Genomic DNA, 1,066 nt, shown 5'->3' with positions numbered 1-1,066 from the left:
CCCGCCACGCCACTGCTCCAACGGCCACCGACGCCATCAGCAGCGCCAGCGTGAAAGCCTCCGTGTCATTCATGGTGCTGTTCAGCGCCAGCCCGCCGCCCGCGCACATACAGGTGAATACGGCAACCCAGACGGGCGGGCGGTCTGCTGGCGGCTTCACGGCTGTTCCTTCGGCTGTGCCGCAATAAACGCTTCCAGCGCAGCCACCTCTTGCACGCCCACGGCCATGTACGCGCGCACTGGGCCGTCCGTCATCTCCTCCAGCACCTTTGCGGCGGCGATGGGCAGGCGCATCAGGGCCTCGGCTCCCACGAGACTGCGCTGGGTCACGCCACGGTGGGCCAGCTCCATCACGGCTCTACGGTCCGCCATGCTCACGGGTTATCCTTTAATACTGGTGCAAGATCCAGGCCCACTTCATCCAGCATTTTTTGCCAGGCATCGGGGACATCGCTGGAGGCTCCGGTCAGCATTCTGTTGACGTGTACGCGGTGAACGCCAATCCGTTCAGCCATCTGTTCCTGAGTCAACCCCTTCGCTTTCATCGCGTCCCTCACGGCGTTTCTGATGGCCTCATTCATTGCTGGCAATGTAACACCTCCTGTTTCATCTATCCTTAGTGTAACACTTGAGGTTAGTAACATCTAGTGCTATAATTACGTCATGAACAAAGAAGTATCCGCGCTTTACGCCTCTAACATCCCGGACATCGCCGAGGATTTCGGCACCATTACCTTGCGCGTGGGCCGTATCCTGACCGAAACCGAGGTGGCGCAGGTGGGCGGCTGCCTGGGCTACGCGCTGCGCGTGTATGTGGCCGGGGAGGACCTGGGAGAGCCGGAGGGCGTGGCCTACCGGGACGGTCAGACGGTCATCCGGTACTGGTACGACTCAACAAAAGCCCAGCGCTCTGACCCTGACCCCCAGCACGCCTTCCAGGTTGCCGCCACGTTCATTTTCGAGGGCACCCCTGTTCGGCGCAGCAACAAGGCTGGCCCCCTGACCGCCGGGACTCGCCTGATCGACGGCATCGGACCCGTGGCGCTGGCCTTCAGTGTGGATGAGG

3 protein-coding genes are annotated in these 1,066 nt (G+C 61.9%); 1 reads left to right on the top strand and 2 read right to left on the bottom strand.

Going from position 1 to position 1,066, the window contains the following annotated elements; all coding sequences use genetic code 11:
* Positions 1-156: 156 nt before the first annotated feature.
* Positions 157-372 (bottom strand): hypothetical protein, encoded by a 216-nt coding sequence (locus Q322_RS0120070; protein ID WP_156953204.1) that lies wholly within the window; start codon positions 370-372, stop codon positions 157-159.
* A 2-nt stretch (positions 373-374) separates the two neighbouring features.
* Positions 375-581 (bottom strand): helix-turn-helix transcriptional regulator, encoded by a 207-nt coding sequence (locus tag Q322_RS0120065; RefSeq protein WP_029479602.1) that lies wholly within the window; start codon positions 579-581, stop codon positions 375-377.
* 82 nt (positions 582-663) lie between these two features.
* On the opposite strand from Q322_RS0120065, the gene Q322_RS21445 reads away from it, so the two are divergent.
* The coding region (locus Q322_RS21445) for a hypothetical protein (protein WP_034419464.1) at positions 664-1,066 on the top strand (403 nt) is incomplete at its 3' end.

The sequence above is a fragment of the Deinococcus frigens DSM 12807 genome (assembly GCF_000701425.1).
GTDB lineage: Bacteria > Deinococcota > Deinococci > Deinococcales > Deinococcaceae > Deinococcus > Deinococcus frigens.
The sequence above is the reverse complement of the archived record's forward strand: the minus strand, read 5'-3'. Positions and strand labels throughout refer to the sequence as shown.

Excerpts from the sequence above, each read along its gene's own strand:
- Q322_RS0120070 (WP_156953204.1), bottom strand. The coding sequence starts at position 372 with ATGGCGGACCGTAGAGCCGTGATGGAGCTGGCCCACCGTGGCGTGACC.
- Q322_RS0120065 (WP_029479602.1), bottom strand. The coding sequence starts at position 581 with ATGAATGAGGCCATCAGAAACGCCGTGAGGGACGCGATGAAAGCGAAG.